Here is a 25,241-nt window from a genome sequence, read left to right as displayed (position 1 = left end):
ATGGTAACATACTATAATGCTAAGATTGGCTCCATTTGTCAAGTCCGAACGTGGATTATATGACTGTAAACGTATATTTTATCTGTGGACGGAGACAATGGATGAAGTATTCTAGAGAGCTTGATTAATATTTCTTCATATAGTTTACCAAAATTTAAACGAGTTGTACAACTGTATTTTATTTTCTTAGAAAAATACAGTGCTAAATGTAGGTGTAAACATAGAAGAAGTGCATATGCAATAAAACGAAATTGGTTTATGTTTCCATTCTCGTTTTATTTATTTCAAGGTGCGATCGTCCGTAACCCCTCGCTGCAAAGTGGGGAGATTATCAAATCTTTTTAAGCGGAGGATACGGTAGCTGACACCATGATTAATTCAACTAACATTCAGTGGAAGAAGAGCAAAAACTTCCACTGTAATGAAGTTTTATTTTATGAAAAATCCGTAGAAGATTATCTGCGAAAACATAAGATTTTAAGGGGTGAAGCAGTTGACAGGACAACTAGTTCAATATGGCAAGCATCGCCAGCGTAGAAGCTATGCACGTATCAGTGAAGTGTTAGAGCTGCCAAATTTAATCGAAATTCAAACCGCTTCTTATGAATGGTTCATGGAAGAAGGGTTGCGGGAAATGTTCAGAGATATTTCACCGATTGAAGATTTCACCGGAAACCTTTCATTGGAATTTGTAGATTATAGTCTAGGTGAGCCTAACTATCCTGTAGACGAATCAAAGGAAAGAGATGTGACCTATAATGCCCCGCTTCGAGTACGGGTTCGTTTATTAAACAATGAAACCGGAGAAGTGAAGGAACAAGAAGTGTTCATGGGCGACTTCCCATTGATGACTGAGACAGGAACGTTCATCATTAACGGAGCTGAGCGTGTTATCGTCTCACAGCTTGTACGTTCCCCAAGTGTGTATTTCAGTGACAAATTTGATAAGAACGGTAAACGCGGTGTGCAAGCCACTGTTATTCCGAACCGTGGTGCTTGGCTAGAGTTTGAGACAGATGCAAAAGACGTCGCTTTTGTCCGGATTGACCGGACTCGGAAATTACCGATTACAGTGTTATTACGTGCATTAGGATTTGGTACAGATCAGGAAATCCTTGAATTGCTCGGTGATAATGAGTACTTGAGAAACACCCTTGAAAAAGATAATACAGAAACAACTGAAAAAGCATTACTAGAAATTTACGAACGCCTTCGCCCAGGTGAGCCGCCAACAGTTGAAAACGCGAAAAACCTTTTAGTGACACGCTTTTTCGATCCAAAGCGTTATGACCTGGCACATGTAGGTCGTTATAAAATGAATAAAAAACTAAACATCAAAAACCGTCTGTTCAACCAAGTGTTGGCTGAAACAATTGCTGACCCGGAAACTGGAGAAGTTCTTGCGGAAAAAGGCGATCGTCTAGAGCGTAAATTATTAGACAAATTAATCCCGCTTCTTGAAAGAGAAGAAGATAAGCTGGGAGAGAAAACCTTCAGCCCGCATGACGGTGTGTTAGATGAAGATATTGTACTGCAATCGATTCGAATTATTGATCCGACAGACCCGGAAGGTGAACGGGAGTTAACAATCATTGGAAACGGCGGTGTAGATAGAGATATTAAAAACATTACACCGGCAGACATCCTAGCATCGATCAGTTACTTCTTTAACCAATTGCATAACGTAGGCGATGTAGATGACATCGACCATTTAGGAAATCGTCGTTTGCGCTCGGTTGGCGAACTCTTACAAAACCAGTTCCGAATTGGTTTATCTCGTATGGAGCGTGTAGTGCGTGAAAGAATGTCTATTCAAGACACGTCAAGTGTCACACCGCAACAACTGATTAACATTCGTCCTGTCATTGCATCGATTAAAGAGTTCTTTGGTAGTTCACAGCTATCCCAGTTCATGGACCAAACGAACCCACTAGGAGAGCTAACGCATAAGCGCCGTCTATCTGCGCTTGGACCAGGTGGATTGACTCGTGAACGAGCAGGATTCGAAGTACGTGACGTACACTATTCTCACTACGGTCGTATGTGTCCAATCGAGACACCGGAGGGCCCGAACATTGGTCTAATCAACTCCTTGTCGAGTTATGCAAAAGTGAATAAATTTGGATTTATCGAATCCCCTTATCGTCGCGTTGACCCTGAAACCGGTCAAGTAACAGATCAAATCGATTATCTGACGGCTGATGAGCAGGATAACTATATTGTTGCACAAGCGAACGCTCCATTAGATGAGGATAATCGCTTTGTCAATGAAGAGGTAATTGCTCGTTTCCGTGAAGATAACATCGTCGTATCTCGCGAAAAGATCGATTATATGGATGTGTCGCCAAAGCAGGTTGTTTCTGCAGCGACAGCATGTATCCCATTCCTTGAGAATGATGACTCAAACCGTGCACTAATGGGAGCGAACATGCAGAAACAGGCTGTTCCATTACTTGTTCCGGAATCTCCAATTGTTGGTACGGGCATGGAGTATGTGAACGGTAAAGACTCTGGAGCTGCTGTCATTTGCCGCCATGGTGGAATTGTTGAACGTGTTGAAGCAAAAGAGGTCGTCGTTCGCCGCATTTCTGAAGTCGACGGCAAAGAAGTAGAAGGCGATACAGATACGTACAGAATGGAAAAGTTCCAGCGTACAAACCAAGGAACGTGTTATAACCAACGTCCAATCGTTACAGAGGGAGACCGCGTAACAAGAGGTGAAGTCCTTGCAGATGGACCATCCATGGAACTTGGAGAACTTGCACTTGGTCGTAACGTATTAGTAGGATTCATGACCTGGGAAGGTTATAACTATGAAGATGCGATCATCATGAGCGAGCGACTTGTAAAAGATGACGTATATACATCCATTCATATTGAAGAATTTGAACTAGAAGCTCGGGATACGAAGCTTGGTCCGGAAGAAATTACAAGAGATATTCCCAACGTCGGGGAAGAGGCACTGAAGAACCTTGATGAAGAAGGAATTATCCGAGTCGGGGCTGAAGTGAAAGACGGCGATATTCTGGTAGGTAAAGTAACCCCTAAAGGCGTTACCGAACTTTCTGCTGAAGAGCGTCTACTTCATGCTATCTTTGGAGAAAAGGCACGTGAAGTAAGAGATACATCCCTACGTGTACCACATGGAGGCGGAGGAATTATCCTTGACGTTCGAGTCTTTAACAGGGAAGACGGAGATGAGTTATCACCAGGTGTGAACCAGCTCGTTCGCGTCTACATCGTTCAGAAACGGAAGATCTCTGAAGGAGATAAAATGGCCGGTCGTCACGGTAACAAAGGTGTTATCTCGAAGATTTTACCGGAAGAAGATATGCCGTTCATGCCAGACGGAACACCGATTGATATTATGTTGAACCCGCTTGGAGTGCCATCAAGAATGAACATCGGACAAGTGTTTGAACTTCATCTTGGAATGGCTGCAAGACTACTTGGCCTTCATGTTGCATCACCAGTATTTGACGGGGCAACAGAAGAAGATGTTTACGCCACGATGGAAGAAGCTGGGATGGCACGAGATGCGAAGACCGTCCTTTATGACGGAAGAACAGGTGAACCATTTGATACCCGTGTATCTGTTGGAGTTATGTATATGCTAAAACTAGCACATATGGTTGACGACAAGCTACACGCCCGTTCAACTGGACCATATTCACTTGTTACCCAGCAGCCACTCGGAGGTAAAGCACAATTTGGTGGTCAGCGTTTCGGGGAGATGGAAGTTTGGGCTCTTGAAGCATATGGTGCTGCATACACCCTTCAAGAAATCCTAACCGTTAAATCCGACGACACGGTCGGCCGAGTGAAAACATATGAGTCGATTGTAAAAGGGCATAATGTCCCAGAACCAGGAGTTCCTGAATCATTCAAAGTATTGATAAAAGAACTTCAGAGTTTAGGACTTGATGTGAAAATGCTGAACAGCCAAGAAGATGAAATCGATATGCGTGAGTTGGAAGATGAAGAGGTTCAAGCAGCATCCAAACTCAATTTAGATATTGAAGAAAATTAAGATGTTATGACTATCTAAAATTAAACAGGAGTGAGAATTGATAATGGGCTATCAATTCTCCTTCTCTTATATAAATACAGCACACTAAATAAGGGAGGATTGCCCCTTGCTAGATGTAAATACGTTTGAATATATGAAAATTGGTTTAGCTTCCCCTGAGAAAATCCGTTCGTGGTCTTTCGGTGAAGTGAAGAAACCAGAAACAATTAACTATCGAACGCTGAAACCGGAAAAAGATGGCCTGTTCTGTGAAAGAATTTTCGGTCCGCAAAAGGACTGGGAATGTCATTGCGGAAAATACAAGCGTGTTAGATACAAAGGTGTCGTATGTGATCGCTGTGGAGTAGAAGTGACAAAAGCAAAAGTACGACGTGAAAGAATGGGGCATATTGAACTTGCTGCACCGGTATCCCACATTTGGTATTTCAAAGGAATTCCAAGCCGGATGGGATTAGTACTTGATATGTCACCACGAGCTTTAGAAGAAGTCATTTACTTTGCTGCTTATATTGTTACAGATTCAGGCAACACACCACTTGAGAAAAAACAACTATTATCCGAGAAAGAATATCGGGCGTATTATGATAAATACGGAAAATCCTTTCGGGCTGAAATGGGTGCGGAAGCAATTCGTAAGCTTCTCCAGGATATTGATTTGGATAAAGAAGTAAAAGCATTGCGTGAAGAACTAAAAACTGCTCAAGGACAACGCAGAACGAGGGCAATCAAGCGTCTTGAAGTCATGGAAGCTTTTCGTCATTCCGGAAATGAACCGGATTGGATGGTTTTAGACGTCCTACCGGTTATTCCTCCAGAAATCCGCCCAATGGTACAACTTGATGGTGGCCGCTTTGCAACATCCGACTTGAACGACTTATACCGTCGTGTAATCAACAGAAACAACCGTCTGAAAAGATTACTAGACCTCGGAGCACCAGGTATTATTGTGCAAAACGAAAAAAGAATGCTTCAAGAAGCGGTGGATGCGCTAATTGATAACGGACGTAGAGGTCGACCGGTTACTGGTCCAGGAAACCGACCATTAAAATCTCTCTCTCATATGCTGAAAGGGAAGCAAGGTCGTTTCCGTCAAAACCTGCTCGGAAAACGTGTGGACTACTCCGGACGTTCGGTTATCGTAGTTGGTCCTAATTTAAAAATGTATCAATGTGGATTACCAAGAGAAATGGCGCTTGAACTATTCAAACCGTTCATTATGAAGGAATTGGTTGATCGAGGACTTGCGCACAACATTAAATCTGCAAAACGTAAAATTGAACGGGTTCATCCGGATGTATGGGATGTACTGGAAGAAGTGATTAAGGAACATCCAGTGCTTTTAAACCGTGCACCTACCCTGCACCGTTTAGGAATCCAGGCATTTGAGCCAACACTCGTAGATGGTCGCGCAATTCACTTGCATCCGCTCGTATGTACAGCTTATAATGCTGACTTTGACGGAGACCAGATGGCTGTTCACGTTCCATTATCCGCTGAAGCTCAGGCGGAAGCGCGCCTTCTCATGCTAGCGGCACAGAATATCCTTAACCCTAAGGATGGTAAGCCTGTCGTTACTCCTTCACAGGATATGGTTTTAGGTAACTATTACCTAACACTAGAACGTGAAGGTGCAATCGGTGAAGGAAGTATTTTCAAAGACACGAGTGAAGCGCTCATGTCTTACTATAATGGAAATGTCCACCTGCATACGAGAGTCGCTGTTCAAGCGGGAAGTTTAAATAACAAGACATTTACAGAAGAGCAGAACAACCAACTATTAATTACAACCGTTGGAAAACTGATCTTCAATGAAATACTACCAGACTCTTTCCCGTATATTAATGAACCAACACGGACAAATCTGGAGCAAAAAACACCAGATAAATTCTTTGTAAAAACGGGAGCAGATGTAACAGAATTAATTAAAAACAGTGAAATTGTTAAGCCGTTTAAGAAAGGTTTCCTTGGCGATATTATCGCTGAAGTCTTTAAACGCTTTAAGATTATTGAAACATCTAAAATGCTTGACCGCATGAAGGACTTAGGTTTCAAATACTCGACAAAAGCTGGTATGACAGTAGGTATCTCAGATATCGTCGTCTTGCCGGGTAAAGAGAAGATTCTGGATGAAGCACAGGAGAAAGTCGATAAGGTACTCAAGCAGTTCCGTCGCGGGCTTGTAACAGAAGAAGAACGCTATGATCGTGTTATTGCAATCTGGACACAGGCGAAGGATTACATTCAGGAGAAACTGATGGAGTCCCTCGATAACCAGAACCCGATTTACATGATGAGTGATTCTGGAGCGAGAGGTAACGCGTCCAACTTCACACAGCTTGCTGGTATGCGTGGACTCATGGCTGACCCGTCTGGTAAGATTATTGAACTTCCAATCAAGTCTAGCTTCCGTGAAGGATTAACAGTTCTTGAATACTTCATCTCGACACACGGTGCTCGTAAAGGACTGGCGGACACGGCGCTTAAGACGGCGGACTCCGGTTACTTGACGAGACGTCTCGTGGACGTTGCGCAAGATGTTATTATCCGTGAAGAAGACTGCGGAACAGACCGTGGACTTGTCGTGAAATCCCTGGAAGATGGATCGGAAGTAATTGAACCACTATTTGACCGTTTGGTAGGACGTACAGCATTCAACGATGTTGTTCATCCGGAAAATAAAACAGTCATTGTTGGGCATAACGAAATGATTAGCGAAGACCGGGCGAAAGAAATCATTAATGCTGGTATCGAAGAAGTCACGATTCGTACTGCGTTCACATGTAATACAAAACATGGCGTTTGTCAGAAATGTTATGGACGAAATCTTGCAACGGGTTCGGATGTGGAAGTTGGAGAAGCGGTTGGTATTATCGCTGCTCAGTCCATTGGTGAACCAGGTACACAGTTAACGATGCGTACATTCCACACTGGTGGGGTTGCAGGAGATGATATTACCCAAGGTTTACCGCGTATTCAAGAATTATTTGAAGCGCGTAATCCAAAAGGGGAAGCCGCAATTACGGAAATCGCAGGTACTGTCCAAGAAATTAAAGAAACGAAAGACAAGTACGAAATTGTGATCCAAAGTCCGGTTGAGCAACGCTCCTATTCTGTGCCATATAACGCCAGAATGAAAGTGTCAGAAGGTGACCAAGTGGAAGCAGGTCAAGAACTGACAGAGGGTTCAGTTGACCCGAAAGAATTACTACGCGTAAAAGGTGTCGAAGGTGTTCAAGATTACCTATTGCGTGAAGTGCAACGGGTATACCGGATGCAAGGTGTTGAAATTGGCGATAAGCACGTCGAAGTAATGGTACGTCAAATGCTTCGTAAAATCCGTGTTATTAACGCAGGAGATACCGACGCTCTGCCAGGCGCCTTGTTAGAATTACATCAGTTCAGGGAAATTAACAAACCAGTACTTCTAAACGGTGGAAATCCTGCGATTGGAAAACCAGTCCTGTTGGGGATTACAAAAGCTTCTCTTGAAACAGATTCCTTCTTATCTGCCGCATCCTTCCAAGAAACAACACGTGTTCTTACAGATGCTGCAATTAAAGGAAAACGTGATGAGCTCCTCGGCCTGAAGGAAAACGTCATTATCGGTAAGCTTGTTCCGGCAGGTACAGGTATGCAACAATACCGCACAATTGAAGCTGGATTAGATCAGCCTGAATTAGAGGAATTCGAAGAGACGGAAGAAACTGTACAATAACCGGTCGAAAGGTTTAAGCTAAATAAGTGAAAAAATCTGGAAGCACCTGAAAATTTACAAAGAAAATATTGACTTTGAAAAGCGTCAATGTTACTATATTCAAGGTGCTTCCGATTCCACTTGTTATTTTTAGAGGATCGAAGCAAACGTTTAAGAAGTTGGTGCTTCACTATAGCAATAAAGAAAAGTTTTGGTGGATTTTCTACCAATCATTCTTTTTTACCTTAGAATGAACCACCTGGATGTGTGGTGTTACATCTCACTTCTAAATAGCACATTGCAATTATTTATAAATGAAGAGAAAGGAGGAAAATATAAAATGCCTACAATTAACCAATTAATTCGTAAAGGTCGTGTGAGCAAGCCGAAAAAGTATGACTCTCCTGCACTTAACGTAGGATACAACAGCTTTAAAAAGCAGTTCACAAAACTAAACTCCCCGCAAAAACGTGGTGTATGTACTCGTGTTGGTACACTAACTCCTAAGAAGCCGAACTCAGCATTACGTAAATATGCACGTGTTCGTTTATCTAATAATATGGAAGTTACTGCATACATCCCTGGAATTGGTCACAACTTACAAGAACACAGCGTTGTTTTACTTCGCGGTGGACGTGTAAAAGACTTGCCTGGGGTACGTTATCACGTAGTCCGCGGTGCACTTGACACTGCAGGTGTGGAAGGACGTATGCAAGGACGTTCCAAGTACGGTGCGAAAAAACCGAAAGAAAATTAATAATGCTTGAAATCAGATAGAGAAGAAAGGAGGTAGACATATGCCACGTAAAGGACCAGTACCTAAGCGCGATGTCTTACCAGATCCACTTTATAACTCAAAATTAGTTACTCGCCTCATCAACCAAATTATGGTTGACGGGAAGAGAGGTAAAGCGCAAAAGATACTTTATAAAGCATTCAACCTTGTTCAAGAGCGTACAGGACAAGATCCAATGGAAGTTTTCGAACAAGCAATGAAGAATGTAATGCCTGTACTTGAAGTGCGTGCACGTCGTGTTGGGGGATCTAACTATCAAGTACCGATTGAAGTTCGTCCAGAACGTCGTCAAGCTTTAGGTTTACGTTATCTTGTAAATTACTCCCGTCTGCGCGGTGAGAAAACAATGGAAGATAGACTTGCTAATGAAATAATCGATGCTTCTAACAACACGGGCGCAGCAGTTAGACGCCGTGAAGAAATGCATAAGATGGCAGAAGCGAACAAAGCATTCGCTCACTATCGTTGGTAAGATTAAACTAATAAAAGCACTTAATAGGAAGGAGAAGAATACATGGCTAGAGAGTTCTCCTTGGAAAAGACGCGAAATATTGGGATTATGGCACATATCGATGCTGGTAAAACCACTACAACCGAGCGTATTCTTTTCTATACAGGACGTATTCACAAACTTGGTGAAACGCACGAAGGTGCGTCACAAATGGACTGGATGGAGCAGGAGCAGGAACGTGGAATTACAATCACATCCGCTGCTACAACAGCTCAATGGAAAAACCATCGAATCAATATTATTGATACTCCAGGGCACGTGGACTTCACAGTTGAAGTTGAGCGTTCACTAAGAGTTCTTGATGGTGCGGTGACGGTTCTTGATGCACAATCTGGTGTTGAACCGCAAACGGAACAAGTATGGCGCCAAGCTACAACATATGGTGTACCAAGGATGGTATTCATTAACAAAATGGATAAAACAGGTGCTGATTTCTTATATGCAACTAAAACGTTGGTAGACCGTTTAGGTGCGAATGCACATCCAGTTCAAATGCCAATTGGTGCAGAGGACGAATTTAATGGAATCATTGACTTAATCAAAATGGAAGCTCACTTCTATAAAGATGATTTAGGTACAGTCGATGAAGCAACCGAAATCCCTGCTGAGTTAAAAGACCAGGCTGAAGAGCTTCGTGCAGAATTAATCGAAGCTGTTGCTGAAACAGACGAAGATTTAATGATGAAATATCTTGAAGGTGAAGAGATCACAGAAGATGAATTGAAAAAAGCAATTCGTCAAGCTACTCTATCCGTAGATTTCTACCCGGTATTCTGTGGTTCTGCATTCAAGAACAAAGGTGTACAATTACTTCTTGATGGTGTAATTGACTACCTTCCAGCTCCAACAGATGTTGCTGCAATCGAAGGTATCGTTCCAGGATCAGAAGAAGAAGTTACACGTGAATCAGATGACAATGCACCATTTGCTGCGTTGGCATTTAAAGTAATGACTGACCCGTTCGTTGGTAAATTGACATTCTTCCGTGTTTACTCTGGGATGTTAGAGTCCGGTTCCTACGTGAAAAACACAGTGAAAGACAAACGTGAACGTGTTGGTCGTATCCTTCAGATGCACGCTAACTCCCGTGAGGAAATTTCTGTTGCTTACGCTGGAGAAATTGCCGCAGCAGTTGGACTAAAAGACACTGCAACTGGGGATACGCTTTGCGATGAAAAAAACCCAGTTATCTTAGAGTCTATGGAATTCCCTGAGCCGGTAATCCAGGTAGCAATTGAGCCGAAGACGAAAGCAGACCAAGATAAGATGGGGACAGCGCTAGCGAAACTTGCTGAAGAGGATCCGACATTCAAGACGGAAACAAACTCGGAAACTGGTCAAACGATCATCTCGGGAATGGGTGAACTTCACCTTGACGTTATTGTTGACCGTTTGAAACGTGAGTTCAAAGTAGAGGCTAACGTTGGTGCACCACAAGTTGCTTACCGTGAAACATTCCGTACACCTGCGGAAGTAGAAGGTAAATTCATTCGTCAATCTGGTGGACGTGGACAATACGGACACGTTTGGATTAAGTTTGAGCCGAATGATGAAGGTGCTGGATTTGAATTCAAAAACGCTATTGTTGGTGGGGTTGTTCCTCGTGAGTATATCCCATCTGTTGAGCAAGGTATCGAAGAAGCACTTGAAACTGGTGTATTAGCTGGATATCCATTAATCGATGTGAAGGCAACACTATATGATGGTAGCTATCACGATGTTGACTCTAACGAAATGGCGTTTAAGATTGCAGCTTCAATGGCATTAAAAGCAGCGAAGAACAAATGTAATCCAGTTCTGCTTGAGCCGATGATGTATGTTGAAATTGTTATTCCAGAGGAATACATGGGAGACATCATGGGTGACGTAACTTCCCGTCGTGGACGTATTGAAGGAATGGAAGCTCGCGATAACGCACAGCTTGTTAAAGCGTACGTGCCACTCTCTGAAATGTTTGGTTACGCAACAGCTCTACGTTCTAATACTCAAGGTCGGGGTACGTATACAATGACATTCGATCATTATGAAGAAGTACCGAAGAGCATCTCTCAAGAAATTATTGAGAAAAACGCTGGACAATAATTGATTTTTTTACGGAACTAACGTATAACAATTAGTGAGGACTAGAGAATAATCTATCTTAATTATTCCTTAGTTAGCATAAAAAATATAATTACTTTTATTTAATTAAAGGAGGAACTATAAAATGGCTAAAGAAAAATTCGACCGCTCCAAACAGCACGTTAACGTTGGAACTCTTGGACACGTTGACCATGGTAAAACTACACTAACTGCTGCAATTACAACTGTAATGGCAAAAGTAAACGGTGATGGTGACGCAAGAGGTTACGACCAAATCGACAACGCACCAGAAGAAAAAGAACGTGGTATTACAATCGCTACTTCTCACGTAGAATACGAAACTGAAACTCGTCACTACGCACACGTTGACTGCCCAGGACACGCAGACTACGTTAAGAACATGATCACAGGTGCTGCACAAATGGACGGTGCTATTCTAGTAGTATCTGCTGCTGATGGCCCAATGCCACAAACTCGTGAGCACATCCTACTTTCTCGTAACGTTGGAGTGCCTGCATTCGTAGTATTCCTAAACAAAGTTGACATGGTTGACGACGAAGAATTACTTGAATTAGTAGAAATGGAAGTTCGTGACCTATTAACAGAATACGACTTCCCAGGTGACGATGTACCAGTTATCGCTGGTTCTGCTCTTAAAGCACTTGAAGGTGTTGCAGAGTACGAAGAGAAAATCGTTGAACTAATGAAAGCTGTTGACGAATATGTTCCAACTCCAGAACGCGACACAGACAAACCATTCATGATGCCTGTAGAGGACGTATTCTCTATTACAGGTCGTGGTACAGTAGCAACTGGCCGTGTTGAGCGTGGAGAAGTTAAAGTTGGAGATGAAGTTGAAATCATCGGTCTTAACGAAGCTCCAAGTAAAACAACTGTTACAGGTGTTGAAATGTTCCGTAAGCTTCTTGATTATGCAGAAGCAGGAGACAACATCGGTGCATTGCTTCGTGGGGTAGCTCGTGAAGACATTAGCCGTGGTCAGGTTCTTGCTAAGCCAGGATCAATTACACCACATACAAACTTCAAAGCTGAAGTTTATGTTCTATCAAAAGAAGAAGGTGGACGTCATACTCCATTCTTCGGTAACTACCGCCCACAGTTCTACTTCCGTACAACAGACGTAACTGGCGTTGTTCAACTACCAGAAGGCGTTGAAATGGTAATGCCTGGTGACAACGTTGAAATGAGCGTAGAACTTATTTCACCAATCGCGATTGAAGACGGAACTCGTTTCTCTATCCGTGAAGGTGGACGTACAGTAGGTTCTGGCGTAGTTACAGAAATCACTAAATAAGTCTAAACCTATAAAAAAACAGGCAACTAGATTAGTTGCCTGTTTTTTTATGTAGGTAAATCAGCAAGATGCATTTCTTTTCAGGGTCTGCAGTCCCGATGCCTCTCGCTTTTTCTTTTCGCGGGCGTTCTGTGGCAACGTCTGCATTAGCATGTCCTGTGCGCTGAGGATCATCAGCTGCCCGCAGAAAGCGAAAGTGTATGAGAGCGGTGGAGCTTGATAGAAGCGACTATCTTAGAGAAATATGCTTTAAACCGTTTATATTTCTCTAAAAAGAAGGGTTATTATCATCTATATGCTCGCAATTTTAAAAAATATGCATTTCCCTTGAAAAAACTTGCGAAAAACCTTGATAAAGTCTTGCAATTCAACGGAAACCTGCGTATAATATATAGATGTGCAATCGAATCGTGAGTAATAAAAAGGATTGCTTTGACAGACATTTATGTGTATAATGTTAATGTTGGTCAAAAAAAGGCGATGAAGTGAAAGGTTGTTGGCACACCCGGCCGCTTTGCCATGGCGCTGTGCTGAGAAATTTTCATGGAGTATGTCTATATTAATATGGGCGAAGGAGGGAAAATAATGGCAAAAGAGAAAATCAGAATTCGTTTGAAAGCTTATGATCACAGTATCTTAGATCAGTCAGCATTGAAGATTGTTGAAACGGCAAAACGTTCGGGAGCAAACGTGTCCGGACCGATTCCATTACCGACAGAGAGAAACGTATTTACCGTATTACGTGCGGTTCATAAATATAAGGATTCTCGTGAGCAATTCGAAATGCGTACTCATAAGCGTTTGATCGATATTGTGAACCCAACACCAAAAACAGTAGACTCATTGATGAGATTAGATCTACCATCTGGTGTTGATATTGAAATTAAATTATAATTTAAGTTTTTATAGGAGGTGTAACGGATGACGAAAGGAATCTTAGGTCGTAAAATCGGCATGACTCAGTTATTCTCTGAAGCTGGTGAATTAATCCCTGTAACAGTTATTCAAGCTGAGCCAAACGTCGTATTACAAAAAAGAACAGAAGAGAATGACGGATATACTGCCATTCAATTAGGTTTTGCAGACAAGAAAGAATCACGTGCGAGTAAAGCGGAAAAAGGTCATGCTGAAAAAGCGAGTACCAATCCTAAGCGCTACGTTCGTGAAATCCGTACTGCTAATATCGATGACTATGAAGTAGGTCAGGAAATTAGCGTTAGTACTTTTGAAGCCGGAGAAAAGATTGATGTAACAGGAACTTCTAAAGGTAAAGGATTCCAAGGTAACATTAAGCGCCACAATCAAGCTCGTGGTCTAATGAGTCACGGATCCCGCTACCACAGAGGTCCAGGTGCAATGGCTATGGCGGCAGACCCATCAAGAGTATTCAAAGGTAAAAAATTGCCAGGACAAATGGGTCGCGAACAAGTGACAATTCAAAACCTTGAAGTAGTAAGTGTGGATGAAGAAAGAAACCTACTACTAGTTAAAGGAAATGTTCCAGGCGCGAAAAAATCTTACGTTAAAATTACAAGTTCAATAAAAGGAAATTAATCATTAGAAGAAGGGAGGATTTGTCATGCCAAAAGTAACATTGTTTAAACAAGATGGAAGTAATGCAGGAGAAGTAGAATTAAACGAAGCAGTTTTCGGCATTGAACCTAACGAACACGTGTTACACGAAGCAGTTGTTATGCAACGCGCATCAGTTCGCCAAGGTACACACGCTGTTAAAAACCGTTCTGCAGTAAGCGGTGGTGGTCGTAAACCGTGGCGTCAAAAAGGAACTGGACGTGCGCGTCAAGGATCCATTCGTTCACCACAATGGGTTGGCGGTGGCGTAGTATTCGGACCTACACCACGCAGCTACAGCTACAAGCTGCCAAAGAAAGTTCGTCGCTTAGCTCTTAAATCCGCTTTAGCTTCTAAAGTAAAAGAAGAAGGCATCTTTGTTTTAGAGTCACTTGCAATTGAGACACCAAAAACAAAAGAAGTCATTAATTTACTAGATGCATTAAAAGTAGATGACAAAGCATTAATCGTGACTGCTGATAGAGAAGAAACTATCGTTCGTTCAGCAAACAACCTTCAAGCAGTTAAAGTACTTACTGTAGAAGAATTGAATGTTCTCGATTTAATAACGTATGACAAGTTAGTTATTACGAAGGAAGCGGTCGAAAAAGCAGGGGAGGTGCTTGCATAATGAGAGATCCACGTGATATTATAAAGCGCCCTGTCATTACAGAACACAGTGCTGATTTAATGGCAGATAAGAAATATACTTTTGAAGTAGACCCTAAAGCGAACAAGACAGAAATTAAAGACGCAGTAGAACTTATCTTCGGCGTTAAAGTAGAGAAAGTAAATACGCTTAACCTTAAAGGTAAACTTAAGAGAATGGGCCAATATAGCGGGTACCGTTCAGATCGCAAAAAAGCTATCGTAGAGCTTTCGGAAGACAGTAAAGAACTGGACTTCTTTGAAGGCTAAAAATCATTTAGGTGAAGGAGGGAAAAAAGATGGCGATTAAGAAGTTTAAACCAACTTCAAATGGTAGACGTAATATGTCTGTATCATCATTCACAGAAATCACTACGGATACCCCAGAAAAAACCTTGTTAGCTCCACTCAACAAACGAGCTGGACGTAACAACCAAGGAAGAATTACTGTTCGTCATCAAGGCGGCGGTCACAAGCGTCAATACCGTCTTATCGATTTCAAACGTGACAAAGATGGAATACCAGGACGCGTTGCTACAGTTGAATACGACCCGAACCGCACAGCAAACATTGCATTAGTTCATTATGCAGATGGAGAAAAACGTTATATCCTAGCTCCAAAAGGAATTCAAGTAGGTCAAGTAGTTGAATCAGGTGCTGAGGCTGATATTAAAACAGGTAACGCTCTCCCGCTTGAAAATATTCCGGTAGGAACGATTATCCATAACGTAGAATTAAAACCAGGTCGTGGCGGTCAATTAGCTCGTTCAGCTGGTGCAGAAGCACAAATCTTAGGTCGCGAAGGTAAATACACACTCGTTCGTTTGGCATCAGGAGAAGTTCGTTTAGTGTTAAGCACATGCCGTGCAACAATTGGTCAGGTTGGAAACATTGAACATGAACTAATCCGTGTTGGTAAAGCAGGACGTTCTCGTTGGTTAGGCAAGCGCCCAGCAGTTCGCGGATCTGTTATGAACCCGAATGATCACCCGCACGGTGGAGGAGAAGGTCGTTCACCAATCGGTATGCCGTCACCATTATCACCATGGGGCAAACCAACACTTGGTTACAAGACACGCAAACGCAACAAGCCGTCTAATAAGTATATCGTTCGTAAACGTAAAAAATAAATGAATAGGACGGGAGACGAATAACCCCGTCTCTAAGCTCTGGAAGGAGGTTTATCCATGGGTCGTAGTTTGAAAAAAGGACCTTTCGCAGATGACCATCTATTGAAAAAGGTGGATGAAATGAACGAGAGTGACAAGAAACAACTGATTAGAACTTGGTCTCGCCGTTCTACAATCTTCCCATCCTTTGTTGGTCACACAATTGCAGTATATGATGGACGCAAACATGTTCCGGTCTATATAACAGAAGATATGGTTGGACATAAATTAGGTGAATTCGCGCCAACTCGTTCATTCAGAGGACACTCTGGTGACGATAAGAAAACAAATCGCTAATTTGAGAGGAGGCTACTTCGCATGCAAGCAAAAGCTGTTGCAAAAACGGTTCGTATCGCTCCTCGTAAGGTACGTTTAGTCGTTGATTTAATTCGAGGAAAAGATGTTGGTGAAGCAATCGCAATCTTAAAGAACACACCTCGCAGTGCTTCCCCAGTCGTAGAGAAAGTGTTGAACTCTGCAGTCGCAAACGCAGAACACAACTACGAAATGGATACAGACAACCTGGTTGTTTCCGAAGCATATGTAAATGAAGGTGTTACATTGAAACGTTTCCGTCCACGTGCTCAAGGACGTGCAAGTCAAATTAATAAACGCACAAGCCACATTACAGTTGTGGTAACTGAAAAGAAGGAGGGGTAGTTAGTGGGTCAAAAAGTAAATCCAACGGGTCTTCGCGTAGGAATCATTAAAGACTGGGAGTCAAGATGGTACGCTGATAAAGACTATGCAGACTTACTACATGAGGATATTAAAATTAGAGAATTCCTTGATAACCGCTTAAAGATTGCTGCTGTTTCTTCTGTCGAGATTGAACGTGCAGCAAACCGAGTGAACATTACGATTCACACTGGTAAGCCAGGAATGGTAATTGGTAAGGGCGGTTCAGAAGTTGAAGCTCTACGTAAAGAATTAAATAAATTAACTGGTAAGAGAGTTCACATCAACATTGTGGAAATTAAAAAGGTTGATCTTGATGCGAAACTAGTTGCTGAGAGCATCGCGCGTCAATTAGAAAACCGTATCTCATTCCGTCGTGCGCAGAAGCAAGCTATTCAACGTACAATGCGTGCTGGTGCACAAGGAATTAAAACTCAAGTATCTGGACGTCTCGGCGGTGCGGACATCGCTCGTGCAGAACATTACAGTGAAGGAACAGTACCACTACACACATTACGTGCTGATATTGATTATGCTCACGCTGAAGCTGATACAACGTACGGTAAGCTTGGCGTTAAAGTGTGGATTTATCGTGGGGAAGTCCTTCCAACTAAAAAAGAAAACTAAGGAAGGGGGCACTTTGTATGTTAATGCCTAAACGTGTAAAATATCGTAAACAACACCGTGGTAAAATGAGAGGCCAAGCAAAAGGCGGTACAGCAGTCTCATTTGGAGAATACGGTCTACAAGCTACAGAAGCTAGCTGGATTACAAGTCGTCAGATTGAAGCTGCCCGTATTGCAATGACACGTTACATGAAACGTGGCGGAAAAGTATGGATTAAAATTTTCCCGGATAAACCTTATACATCAAAACCATTAGAAGTACGTATGGGTTCCGGTAAAGGTGCTCCAGAAGGCTGGGTAGCAGTAGTAAAACCAGGGAAAATTTTGTTTGAAATCGCAGGAGTGAATGAAGAAGTAGCACGCGAAGCTTTACGTCTTGCTTCTCACAAATTGCCGATTAAAACGAAATTTGTAAAACGTGAAGAAATTGGTGGTGAAAGCAATGAAGGCTAAAGAAATAAGAGAATTAACCACTGCCGAAATTGATGAAAAGGTAAAATCACTAAAAGAAGAATTATTTAATTTACGCTTCCAGCTTGCTACAGGTCAGTTGGAAAACACTGCACGTATTCGTGAAGTACGTAAATCAATTGCTCGTTTAAAAACCGTTGCACGTCAACGTGAATTAACCGCAAATAACTGACTTGAAGAGAGGAGGTTTAATCAAGTATGTCTGAACGTAACAATCGTAAAGTATACACAGGCCGCGTTGTTTCTGACAAAATGGACAAAACCATTACTGTATTAGTTGAAACGTATAAAGTTCATAAATTATATGGTAAACGTGTAAAGTATTCCAAAAAGCTCAAAGTACATGATGAAAACAACCAAGCGAAGACTGGTGACATCGTGCGCATTATGGAGACACGTCCACTCTCAGCTACAAAACGTTTCCGCCTAGTGGAAATCATAGAAGAAGCGATCATTATCTAATTTAAGTTGATTCGGAACAGATCCGAAGGGAGGTAACAGTGTTATGATACAACAAGAAAGTCGTTTGAAAGTTGCAGATAACTCTGGTGCTCGTGAACTACAGACAATTAAAGTTTTAGGCGGATCAGGCCGTAAGACTGCGAATATTGGTGATGTAGTAGTTTGCTCAGTGAAAAAAGCAACACCAGGAGGCGTTGTCAAAAAAGGTGACGTCGTTAAAGCAGTTATCGTTCGCTCTAAATCTGGTGCGCGTCGTATAGATGGTTCATATATTCGTTTTGATGAAAATGCTGCAGTAATTGTCCGTGATGACCAAAGCCCAAGAGGTACTCGTATCTTCGGCCCGGTTGCACGTGAATTACGTGATGCTAAATTCATGAAAATCGTATCTCTTGCTCCAGAAGTATTATAAGTGAATCTTTCGTTACTAAGGAGGTGCGTCAAGCATGCATGTAAAAAAAGGTGATAAAGTAAAAGTATTATCCGGAAAAGACCGCGGCAAAGAAGGTACAATTCTTGAAGTGTATCCAAAGAAAGACCGTGTACTTGTCGAAGGAGTTAACATGGTACAGAAACACGCGAAACCTTCTCAAGAAAACCCACAAGGCGGTATTCTAAACCAAGAAGCTGCAATTCACGTGTCCAACGTACTACCAATTGACCCTAAATCCGGTGAGCCAACTCGTGTTGGTTATGAAGTTCGTGACGGAAAGAAAGTAAGAATCGCTAAGAAATCCGGAGAAGCGTTAGATAAATAAGTTTCTAGTTGAAAGGAGGGCGCCAAGATGAACCAATTAAAAGAAAAGTTTCAAGATGAAGTTACACCATCTTTAATGAATAAATTTAACTATAAATCTGTTATGCAAGTACCAAAAATCGAAAAGATCGTAATCAACATGGGTGTTGGTGACGCGGTACAAAACTCAAAAGCATTGGATAGTGCTGTCGAAGAACTATCATTAATCTCTGGTCAGAAACCACTAATCACTCGTGCGAAGAAATCAATTGCTGGTTTCCGTCTACGTGAAGGAATGCCGATCGGCGCAAAGGTAACCCTTCGTGGTGAGCGCATGTATGAGTTCCTACAAAAGCTAATTGCAGTATCACTTCCACGTGTACGTGACTTCCGTGGTATTTCCAAAAATGCTTTTGATGGACGTGGAAACTACACACTAGGTGTGAAAGAACAACTCATTTTCCCGGAGATTAACTACGATAAGGTAAATAAAGTACGCGGACTGGATATCGTTATTGTAACAACAGCTGATACAGACGAAGAAGCTCGTGAACTATTATCTGAGTTAGGCATGCCTTTCCAAAAATAAGTTCCAAGCAATAAGGAGGGAAAATAGTGGCTAAAAAATCAATGATTGCAAAACAAAAACGTAAACAGAAGTATAAAGTTCAAGAGTATACACGCTGTGAGCGTTGTGGCCGTCCACATTCTGTAATTCGTAAATTTAAACTTTGCCGTATTTGTTTCCGCGAACTTGCCTATAAAGGTCAAATTCCTGGTGTCAAAAAAGCAAGCTGGTAAACCCCAATTTGGGAAGGAGGTAATGATGAATGGTAATGACAGATCCAATCGCAGATATGCTTACTCGCATTCGAAATGCGGTTACAGTAAAACATGAAAAATTGGAGCTTCCTGCTTCAAAGATCAAAAGAGAAATCGCTGATATCCTGAAACGTGAAGGTTTCGTTAAGGACTATGAATATATTGAAGACAACAAACAAGGTGTACTGCGTATTTTCCTGAAATACGGTGCGAACGAAGAGAAAGTAATTACAGGAATCAAACGTATCAGTAAACCAGGTTTACGTGTCTACGCGAAAGCTGATGAAGTACCACGAGTGTTGAACGGATTAGGTATTGCAATCGTGTCTACTTCACAAGGTGTACTATCGGATAAAGAAGCCCGCAGCCAACAAATCGGTGGCGAAGTGCTTGCATACGTCTGGTAATATTTTTTAACCCAAGGAGGTGCAGAAAATGTCTCGTATAGGATTAAAGCCGATTGAAATCCCAGAAGGGGTAGAAGTGAAGCTCGATGGTAACAAGGTATCCGTTAAAGGACCTAAAGGAGAGCTTTCAAAAGAAATTCATCAAGATATTGTTGTGAAATTGGAAGATAACGTCTTAACATTAGAACGTTCAAGCGACCTTAAAGAGCATCGCTCCCTACACGGAACGAGCCGTACGATGATTGCGAACATGGTTGAAGGTGTGACAAAAGGATTCGAAAAATCACTTGAAATCACTGGTGTTGGTTACCGTGCACAAATGCAGGGCAATAAACTAGTAGTTAACGCAGGTTATTCCCATCCGGTAGAAATCGACGCTATTGATGGAATTGAAATTGAGGTTCCTAAAAACACAGAGTTAACCGTAAAAGGTATCGATAAAGAATTAGTTGGAGCAGTTGCAGCGAACATTCGTGCAATCCGTCCGCCAGAGCCATACAAAGGCAAAGGAATTCGTTATGTTGGCGAATACGTACGCCGTAAAGAAGGTAAGACTGCTAAGTAAGATTAGTTAGGTGAGGAAGGAGTGACCTTGATGATCACAAAACCAGCTAGAAATGAAATGCGGAAAAAGAGACATGCACGTGTACGCAGAGACGTAATTGGTACTGCTGAACGTCCACGTCTGAACGTATTCCGCTCTAATAAACATATCTATGCACAGTTAATCGATGACGAAAATCGTGTTACAGTTTCCAGCGCATCTACTGTTGATAAAGAATTGAACATCTCAGAAGGTGGTAACATAGAAGCTGCGAAACAGGTAGGAGAGGCTGTTGCAAAACGCGCAATTGAAAAAGGTGTCAAAACTGTAGTATTCGACCGTGGAGGCTATTTATATCACGGACGCGTTAAAGCATTAGCTGAGGCTGCTAGAGAAGCAGGTCTCGAATTTTAATCGACAAAGGAGGTTACCATTTTAATGAATAATCAAATCGATGCGAACAAATTAGATTTAGAAGAACGTGTTGTATCCATCAACCGCGTTTCTAAAGTTGTTAAAGGTGGACGCCGCATGCGTTTTGCTGCATTGGTTGTAGTTGGCGACAAGAACGGCCATGTCGGTTTCGGTACTGGTAAAGCTCAAGAAGTACCAGAAGCAATCAAGAAAGCAGTAGACAACGCGAAGAAGAACTTAATTCGTGTACCATTTGTAGGTACTACAATCCCACACGAAATTATTGGACGTTTTGGTTCTGGTAACGTAATGATGAAACCAGCTACTGAAGGTACTGGAGTTATCTCCGGTGGACCAGCCCGTGCGGTTTTAGAGCTTGCAGGTGTAGGGGATATTCTTACAAAGTCACACGGAGCAAGTACTCCAATTAATGTGATCCGTGCAACAATCAATGGGTTAGAAAATCTGAAAACAGCAGAAGAAGTAGCGAAACTACGTGGAAAGTCTGTTGAAGAACTGTTAGGATAAGGAGGGAAACAATATGTCTAACAAATTAGAAATCACCCTCAAACGCAGTGTTATTGGCGGTACTGAAGTACAACGCAGAACTGTTGAAGCACTCGGTTTAAAGAAAATCCGTCAAACAGTGGTACTTGAAGACACACCAGTAACCCGTGGTATGATTAATAGAGTATCCCACTTATTAGACGTGAATGAAGCGTAAGAAATACTAGAGATAAGGAGGTGCTCCGATGAAACTTCATGAATTAAAAGCAAACGAAGGTACTCGTAAAGAAAGAAACCGTGTTGGACGCGGAATGTCTTCCGGGAACGGTAAAACTTCCGGCCGTGGACAGAAAGGGCAAAAAGCTCGTTCCGGCGGTCGTACACGTCCAGGATTTGAGGGTGGACAAACACCTTTATTCCAACGTTTACCTAAACGAGGCTTTACGAATATTAACCGTAAAGATTATACAATTGTAAACTTAGATAAATTAAATCAATTTGAAGAAGGCACTGAAGTTACACCAGAGCTATTACTTGAAGATGGTGTCGTGAGTAAGTTAAATGCAGGTATCAAAGTACTTGGTAATGGCACGATTGATAAGAAGCTCACAGTAAAAGCTCATAAGTTTTCTCAAGCTGCAAAAGAAGCGATTGAGGCTGCGGGCGGTAAAACTGAGGTGATCTAATGTTTCGCACAATCTCCAATTTCTGGCGTGTCGCTGACATTAGACGGAAAATACTATTCACGCTAGCCATGCTTGTTATTTTCCGTCTTGGCACATTTATTCCTGTACCATTCACAGATAGGACAGCACTTGGTTTTATGACAGAGCAACAAAACGTATTCGGATTTCTTAATACGTTCGGTGGAGGGGCATTACAGAACTTCTCCATATTCGCTATGGGGATTATGCCTTATATCACGGCATCCATCATAATGCAGCTTTTGCAAATGGATGTTGTCCCGAAATTTACAGAGTGGAAGAAACAAGGAGAAATGGGCCGTAAGAAAATTGCTCAAGTCACGCGCTATGGTACAATTGGGCTTGCGTTTATTCAAGGAATAGTCATGTCAATTGGGTTTAATGCAATGGCAGGCGGCTTACTAATCCAAGATCCGGGCTTTGGGAAATTCTTGATAATAGCTGTGACATTAACAGCAGGAACAGCCTTCCTTATGTGGTTAGGTGAACAAATTACTGCTCATGGAGTAGGGAATGGAATTTCCATTATCATCTTTGCAGGAATTGTTGCTGCTGTACCAAATGGAGTTAGTCAACTATTCAGCCAGTATTTCGTAAATGCCGGGGATGAACTATTCATCAACATTATTATCGTAGCCATTATTGTACTTGTTATTATCGCAGTAACTGTTGGTGTAATCTACGTCAACCAGGCACTGAGAAAAATTCCAGTACAATACGCAAAACGCCTCGTTAACCGTTCACCGGTTGGAGGGCAATCCACTCATCTACCGATTAAAGTAAATGCTGCCGGGGTAATTCCGGTCATCTTTGCAGTTGCTTTCATGGTAGCTCCAACGACAATCGCTGGTTTTTATGAGGGAAATTCTTTTGCAGATACGATTATGATGATCTTTGATTATACACAACCGATCGGAATGGTTATCTATACAGCGTTAATTATCGCATTCACCTATTTCTATACATTTGTTCAGGTGAATCCGGAACAAATGGCAGAGAATCTGCAGAAACAAGGTGGGTATATTCCGGGTATCCGTCCAGGACACAACACGGAAAACTATTTATCACGCGTATTGAAACGCCTAACATTTGTAGGAGCGCTTTTCTTGGCTGCTGTTTCCATACTGCCTATTATATTAGGAAGTCTTGCGAACTTACCACAATCCGTACAAATCGGCGGAACAAGCTTACTAATTGTTGTAGGGGTTGCATTAACAACTATGAAGCAACTTGAAGGCCAGCTAGTGAAACGTCACTACAAAGGTTTTATCAAGTAATTTCCTGCCGACATTGAAGAAGCGAGGGGAAACGATTGAATTTGATTTTAATGGGTCTACCTGGTGCTGGTAAAGGTACTCAGGCAGAGAAAATAAATGAAAAATATAACATCCCTCATATTTCTACAGGGGATATGTTCCGAGCAGCAATTAAAGAAGGTACAGACCTGGGAAAAAAAGCTAAAGAATATATGGATCAAGGAGCACTTGTTCCAGATGAAGTAACGACTGGAATCGTGAGAGAACGTCTAATGAAAGACGACTGTAAAGACGGCTTTCTTCTGGATGGATTTCCAAGAACGATTGCTCAGGCGGAAAGCTTGGAAAAGATTCTCTCCGAATTAAATGAAACCATTGATTTCGTGTTACACGTAGATGTTCCAGCAGAAAACTTAGTGGAGCGTTTATCTGGCAGGCGGATTTGTCCAACTTGTGGAACAGCTTATCATGTGAAATTCAATCCTCCGAAAGAGGAAGGGATTTGTGATAAAGATGGTTCAGCATTAATCCAGCGTGATGATGACAAACCAGAAACGGTGAAGAATCGCTTAGCTGTAAACCTCGAACAAATGCAACCATTACTCGATTTCTATGAGAATAAAGGCTATCTTGCTCGAGTAAATGGAGATCAAGACATTGAGATTGTTTTCCAGGAAGTTCAGGAAATACTGGATAACAAAGCGTAACAGAGGATGACCGGATTAGGTGCAATTCTGGCCTTCTGACGTTATAATGAAGGGCGTAGTAACTTACAGATAGCTATAACTTTAAAAGCTCATCTGAAAGCTTAAAACGTAACGTACACAGATCCCGGAAACTGCGGGTTAAAAAGGTACATTAATATTAGCGGATGGAGTAAATCGAAGCAGATGCAGCTTGAGGTAACTAATTATTACTAGGGCTCGACAGCTTTTCTCCACATATCCCAATAGCCTTCTAGAAACTGATCATGTCACAATTGGGAAATTGCGATTTACCATCCTGACGAGTACTTGGGCTTGTGACTGATTTAAAGGAAGGAGATCAAACGAATGGCAAAAGATGATGTTATTGAAGTAGAAGGTACTGTAACGGAAACACTGCCGAACGCAATGTTTCATGTCGAACTCGAAAACGGTCATACTGTTTTAGCGCATGTATCTGGAAAGATTCGTATGCACTATATCCGAATTTTACCAGGTGACAAGGTTACAGTTGAACTTTCTCCGTATGATTTAACAAGAGGTCGAATTACGTACCGTTATAAATAATGCTCCGATCTTAAAGGAGGTAATAAGGATGAAAGTAAGAGCATCTGTAAAACCAATTTGCGAAAAATGTAAAGTAATTAAGCGAAAAGGTAAAGTAATGGTGATTTGCGAAAATCCAAAACACAAACAAAAACAAGGTTAATATAGGAGGTGCATGATCTTGGCACGTATTTCAGGTATTGATATTCCACGTGATAAACGAGTCGTTATTTCATTAACGTACATCTTTGGAATTGGTAAAACGACTGCAAAACAAATCCTTAAAGAGGCAAACGTTTCTGAAGATACTCGTGTACGCGATCTAACAGAAGACGAACTCGGACGTATTCGACGAGCTGTAGAGTCTGTTACGATTGAAGGGGACCTACGTCGTGAAGTATCCCTCAACATTAAGCGTCTGATTGAAATTGGATCTTACAGAGGTGTACGTCACCGTCGCGGTTTACCGGTTCGTGGACAAAAGACAAAGAACAACTCTCGTACGCGTAAAGGCCCACGTAAAACAATGGCTAACAAGAAACAGTAA

The 25,241-nt window shown here is 41.9% G+C and carries 32 protein-coding genes; all 32 read left to right on the top strand.

The window, feature by feature from the left end:
- Positions 1–493 precede the first annotated feature (493 nt).
- A complete protein-coding gene (rpoB, locus tag GN217_RS13965; RefSeq protein ID WP_156857278.1) occupies positions 494–4,030 on the top strand; it encodes a DNA-directed RNA polymerase subunit beta in 3,537 nt (1,178 codons plus the stop codon).
- Between the two features lie 106 nt (positions 4,031–4,136).
- Positions 4,137–7,745, top strand: coding sequence for a DNA-directed RNA polymerase subunit beta' (gene rpoC / locus GN217_RS13960; RefSeq protein WP_156857277.1), 3,609 nt, complete (start codon positions 4,137–4,139; stop codon positions 7,743–7,745).
- A gap of 319 nt (positions 7,746–8,064) precedes the next feature.
- Positions 8,065–8,481 (top strand): 30S ribosomal protein S12, encoded by a 417-nt coding sequence (rpsL, locus tag GN217_RS13955; protein WP_156857276.1) that lies wholly within the window; start codon positions 8,065–8,067, stop codon positions 8,479–8,481.
- A 40-nt stretch (positions 8,482–8,521) separates the two neighbouring features.
- A complete protein-coding gene (rpsG, locus tag GN217_RS13950; protein WP_156857275.1) occupies positions 8,522–8,992 on the top strand; it encodes a 30S ribosomal protein S7 in 471 nt (156 codons plus the stop codon).
- A 42-nt stretch (positions 8,993–9,034) separates the two neighbouring features.
- Positions 9,035–11,113, top strand: a complete 2,079-nt coding sequence (gene fusA, locus GN217_RS13945; RefSeq protein WP_156857274.1) for an elongation factor G — start codon at positions 9,035–9,037, stop codon at positions 11,111–11,113.
- A 124-nt stretch (positions 11,114–11,237) separates the two neighbouring features.
- The gene (gene tuf, locus GN217_RS13940; protein WP_156857273.1) at positions 11,238–12,428 is read left to right on the top strand and encodes an elongation factor Tu; all 1,191 of its coding nucleotides are present in this window, start codon (positions 11,238–11,240) and stop codon (positions 12,426–12,428) included.
- Between the two features lie 585 nt (positions 12,429–13,013).
- Positions 13,014–13,322, top strand: coding sequence for a 30S ribosomal protein S10 (gene rpsJ, locus GN217_RS13935; RefSeq protein ID WP_156857272.1), 309 nt, complete (start codon positions 13,014–13,016; stop codon positions 13,320–13,322).
- Between the two features lie 27 nt (positions 13,323–13,349).
- On the top strand, positions 13,350–13,982 hold the full coding sequence (gene rplC / locus GN217_RS13930; RefSeq protein ID WP_156857271.1) for a 50S ribosomal protein L3: 633 nt from the start codon (positions 13,350–13,352) through the stop codon (positions 13,980–13,982).
- 25 nt (positions 13,983–14,007) lie between these two features.
- Complete coding sequence (gene rplD, locus GN217_RS13925; RefSeq protein ID WP_156857270.1) at positions 14,008–14,631, top strand: 50S ribosomal protein L4; 624 nt, start codon at positions 14,008–14,010, stop codon at positions 14,629–14,631.
- The gene (rplW, locus tag GN217_RS13920) at positions 14,631–14,918 is read left to right on the top strand and encodes a 50S ribosomal protein L23 (protein ID WP_156857269.1); all 288 of its coding nucleotides are present in this window, start codon (positions 14,631–14,633) and stop codon (positions 14,916–14,918) included. The genes rplD and rplW overlap by 1 nt, the downstream gene beginning before the upstream one ends.
- 29 nt (positions 14,919–14,947) lie before the next feature.
- Positions 14,948–15,778 carry a 50S ribosomal protein L2 gene (gene rplB, locus GN217_RS13915; protein ID WP_156857268.1) on the top strand — a complete coding sequence of 277 codons (831 nt, stop codon included), beginning with the start codon at positions 14,948–14,950 and terminating at the stop codon, positions 15,776–15,778.
- Positions 15,779–15,835: 57 nt separating this feature from the next.
- Positions 15,836–16,114, top strand: coding sequence for a 30S ribosomal protein S19 (gene rpsS, locus GN217_RS13910; protein WP_156857267.1), 279 nt, complete (start codon positions 15,836–15,838; stop codon positions 16,112–16,114).
- A 21-nt stretch (positions 16,115–16,135) separates the two neighbouring features.
- A complete protein-coding gene (gene rplV / locus GN217_RS13905) occupies positions 16,136–16,477 on the top strand; it encodes a 50S ribosomal protein L22 (RefSeq protein WP_156857266.1) in 342 nt (113 codons plus the stop codon).
- 3 nt (positions 16,478–16,480) lie between these two features.
- A complete protein-coding gene (rpsC, locus tag GN217_RS13900; RefSeq protein WP_156857265.1) occupies positions 16,481–17,122 on the top strand; it encodes a 30S ribosomal protein S3 in 642 nt (213 codons plus the stop codon).
- Positions 17,123–17,139: 17 nt separating this feature from the next.
- A complete protein-coding gene (gene rplP / locus GN217_RS13895) occupies positions 17,140–17,574 on the top strand; it encodes a 50S ribosomal protein L16 (RefSeq protein ID WP_156857264.1) in 435 nt (144 codons plus the stop codon).
- A complete protein-coding gene (gene rpmC / locus GN217_RS13890; RefSeq protein ID WP_156857263.1) occupies positions 17,564–17,764 on the top strand; it encodes a 50S ribosomal protein L29 in 201 nt (66 codons plus the stop codon). The genes rplP and rpmC overlap by 11 nt, the downstream gene beginning before the upstream one ends.
- Before the next feature lie 26 nt (positions 17,765–17,790).
- Positions 17,791–18,054, top strand: coding sequence for a 30S ribosomal protein S17 (gene rpsQ / locus GN217_RS13885; RefSeq protein ID WP_156857262.1), 264 nt, complete (start codon positions 17,791–17,793; stop codon positions 18,052–18,054).
- Positions 18,055–18,097: 43 nt separating this feature from the next.
- Positions 18,098–18,466, top strand: coding sequence for a 50S ribosomal protein L14 (gene rplN / locus GN217_RS13880; protein ID WP_156857261.1), 369 nt, complete (start codon positions 18,098–18,100; stop codon positions 18,464–18,466).
- A gap of 34 nt (positions 18,467–18,500) precedes the next feature.
- Positions 18,501–18,812, top strand: coding sequence for a 50S ribosomal protein L24 (gene rplX / locus GN217_RS13875; protein ID WP_156857260.1), 312 nt, complete (start codon positions 18,501–18,503; stop codon positions 18,810–18,812).
- 27 nt (positions 18,813–18,839) lie between these two features.
- Positions 18,840–19,379 carry a 50S ribosomal protein L5 gene (rplE, locus tag GN217_RS13870; RefSeq protein ID WP_156857259.1) on the top strand — a complete coding sequence of 180 codons (540 nt, stop codon included), beginning with the start codon at positions 18,840–18,842 and terminating at the stop codon, positions 19,377–19,379.
- Positions 19,380–19,405: 26 nt separating this feature from the next.
- A complete protein-coding gene (locus GN217_RS13865; RefSeq protein ID WP_156857258.1) occupies positions 19,406–19,591 on the top strand; it encodes a type Z 30S ribosomal protein S14 in 186 nt (61 codons plus the stop codon).
- Positions 19,592–19,620: 29 nt separating this feature from the next.
- Positions 19,621–20,019 (top strand): 30S ribosomal protein S8, encoded by a 399-nt coding sequence (gene rpsH / locus GN217_RS13860; protein WP_156857257.1) that lies wholly within the window; start codon positions 19,621–19,623, stop codon positions 20,017–20,019.
- Positions 20,020–20,047: 28 nt separating this feature from the next.
- Entirely contained in the window at positions 20,048–20,584 is a 537-nt protein-coding gene (rplF, locus tag GN217_RS13855) for a 50S ribosomal protein L6 (protein ID WP_156857256.1), read from the top strand.
- Between the two features lie 30 nt (positions 20,585–20,614).
- Positions 20,615–20,977: a 50S ribosomal protein L18 gene (gene rplR, locus GN217_RS13850; protein WP_156857255.1), complete on the top strand. Its 363-nt coding sequence runs from the start codon at positions 20,615–20,617 to the stop codon at positions 20,975–20,977.
- Between the two features lie 24 nt (positions 20,978–21,001).
- Positions 21,002–21,505, top strand: coding sequence for a 30S ribosomal protein S5 (rpsE, locus tag GN217_RS13845; protein WP_156857254.1), 504 nt, complete (start codon positions 21,002–21,004; stop codon positions 21,503–21,505).
- A gap of 13 nt (positions 21,506–21,518) precedes the next feature.
- Positions 21,519–21,701: a 50S ribosomal protein L30 gene (gene rpmD, locus GN217_RS13840; RefSeq protein WP_156857253.1), complete on the top strand. Its 183-nt coding sequence runs from the start codon at positions 21,519–21,521 to the stop codon at positions 21,699–21,701.
- A 28-nt stretch (positions 21,702–21,729) separates the two neighbouring features.
- A complete protein-coding gene (rplO, locus tag GN217_RS13835; protein ID WP_156857252.1) occupies positions 21,730–22,170 on the top strand; it encodes a 50S ribosomal protein L15 in 441 nt (146 codons plus the stop codon).
- Positions 22,170–23,465, top strand: coding sequence for a preprotein translocase subunit SecY (gene secY / locus GN217_RS13830; RefSeq protein ID WP_156857251.1), 1,296 nt, complete (start codon positions 22,170–22,172; stop codon positions 23,463–23,465). Before rplO ends, secY begins: the two co-directional genes overlap by 1 nt.
- 35 nt (positions 23,466–23,500) lie before the next feature.
- Positions 23,501–24,151, top strand: coding sequence for an adenylate kinase (locus GN217_RS13825; RefSeq protein WP_156857250.1), 651 nt, complete (start codon positions 23,501–23,503; stop codon positions 24,149–24,151).
- A 345-nt stretch (positions 24,152–24,496) separates the two neighbouring features.
- Complete coding sequence (gene infA, locus GN217_RS13820; RefSeq protein ID WP_156857249.1) at positions 24,497–24,715, top strand: translation initiation factor IF-1; 219 nt, start codon at positions 24,497–24,499, stop codon at positions 24,713–24,715.
- Positions 24,716–24,743: 28 nt separating this feature from the next.
- Positions 24,744–24,857: a 50S ribosomal protein L36 gene (gene rpmJ, locus GN217_RS13815; RefSeq protein ID WP_010095733.1), complete on the top strand. Its 114-nt coding sequence runs from the start codon at positions 24,744–24,746 to the stop codon at positions 24,855–24,857.
- Between the two features lie 18 nt (positions 24,858–24,875).
- Positions 24,876–25,241 (top strand): 30S ribosomal protein S13, encoded by a 366-nt coding sequence (gene rpsM, locus GN217_RS13810; protein ID WP_156857248.1) that lies wholly within the window; start codon positions 24,876–24,878, stop codon positions 25,239–25,241.

The sequence above is a fragment of the Oceanobacillus sp. AG genome, from assembly GCF_009746545.1.
Taxonomy (GTDB): Bacteria; Bacillota; Bacilli; order Bacillales; family Amphibacillaceae; genus Oceanobacillus; species Oceanobacillus indicireducens.
This window is presented reverse-complemented; position numbering and strand designations above follow the sequence as displayed.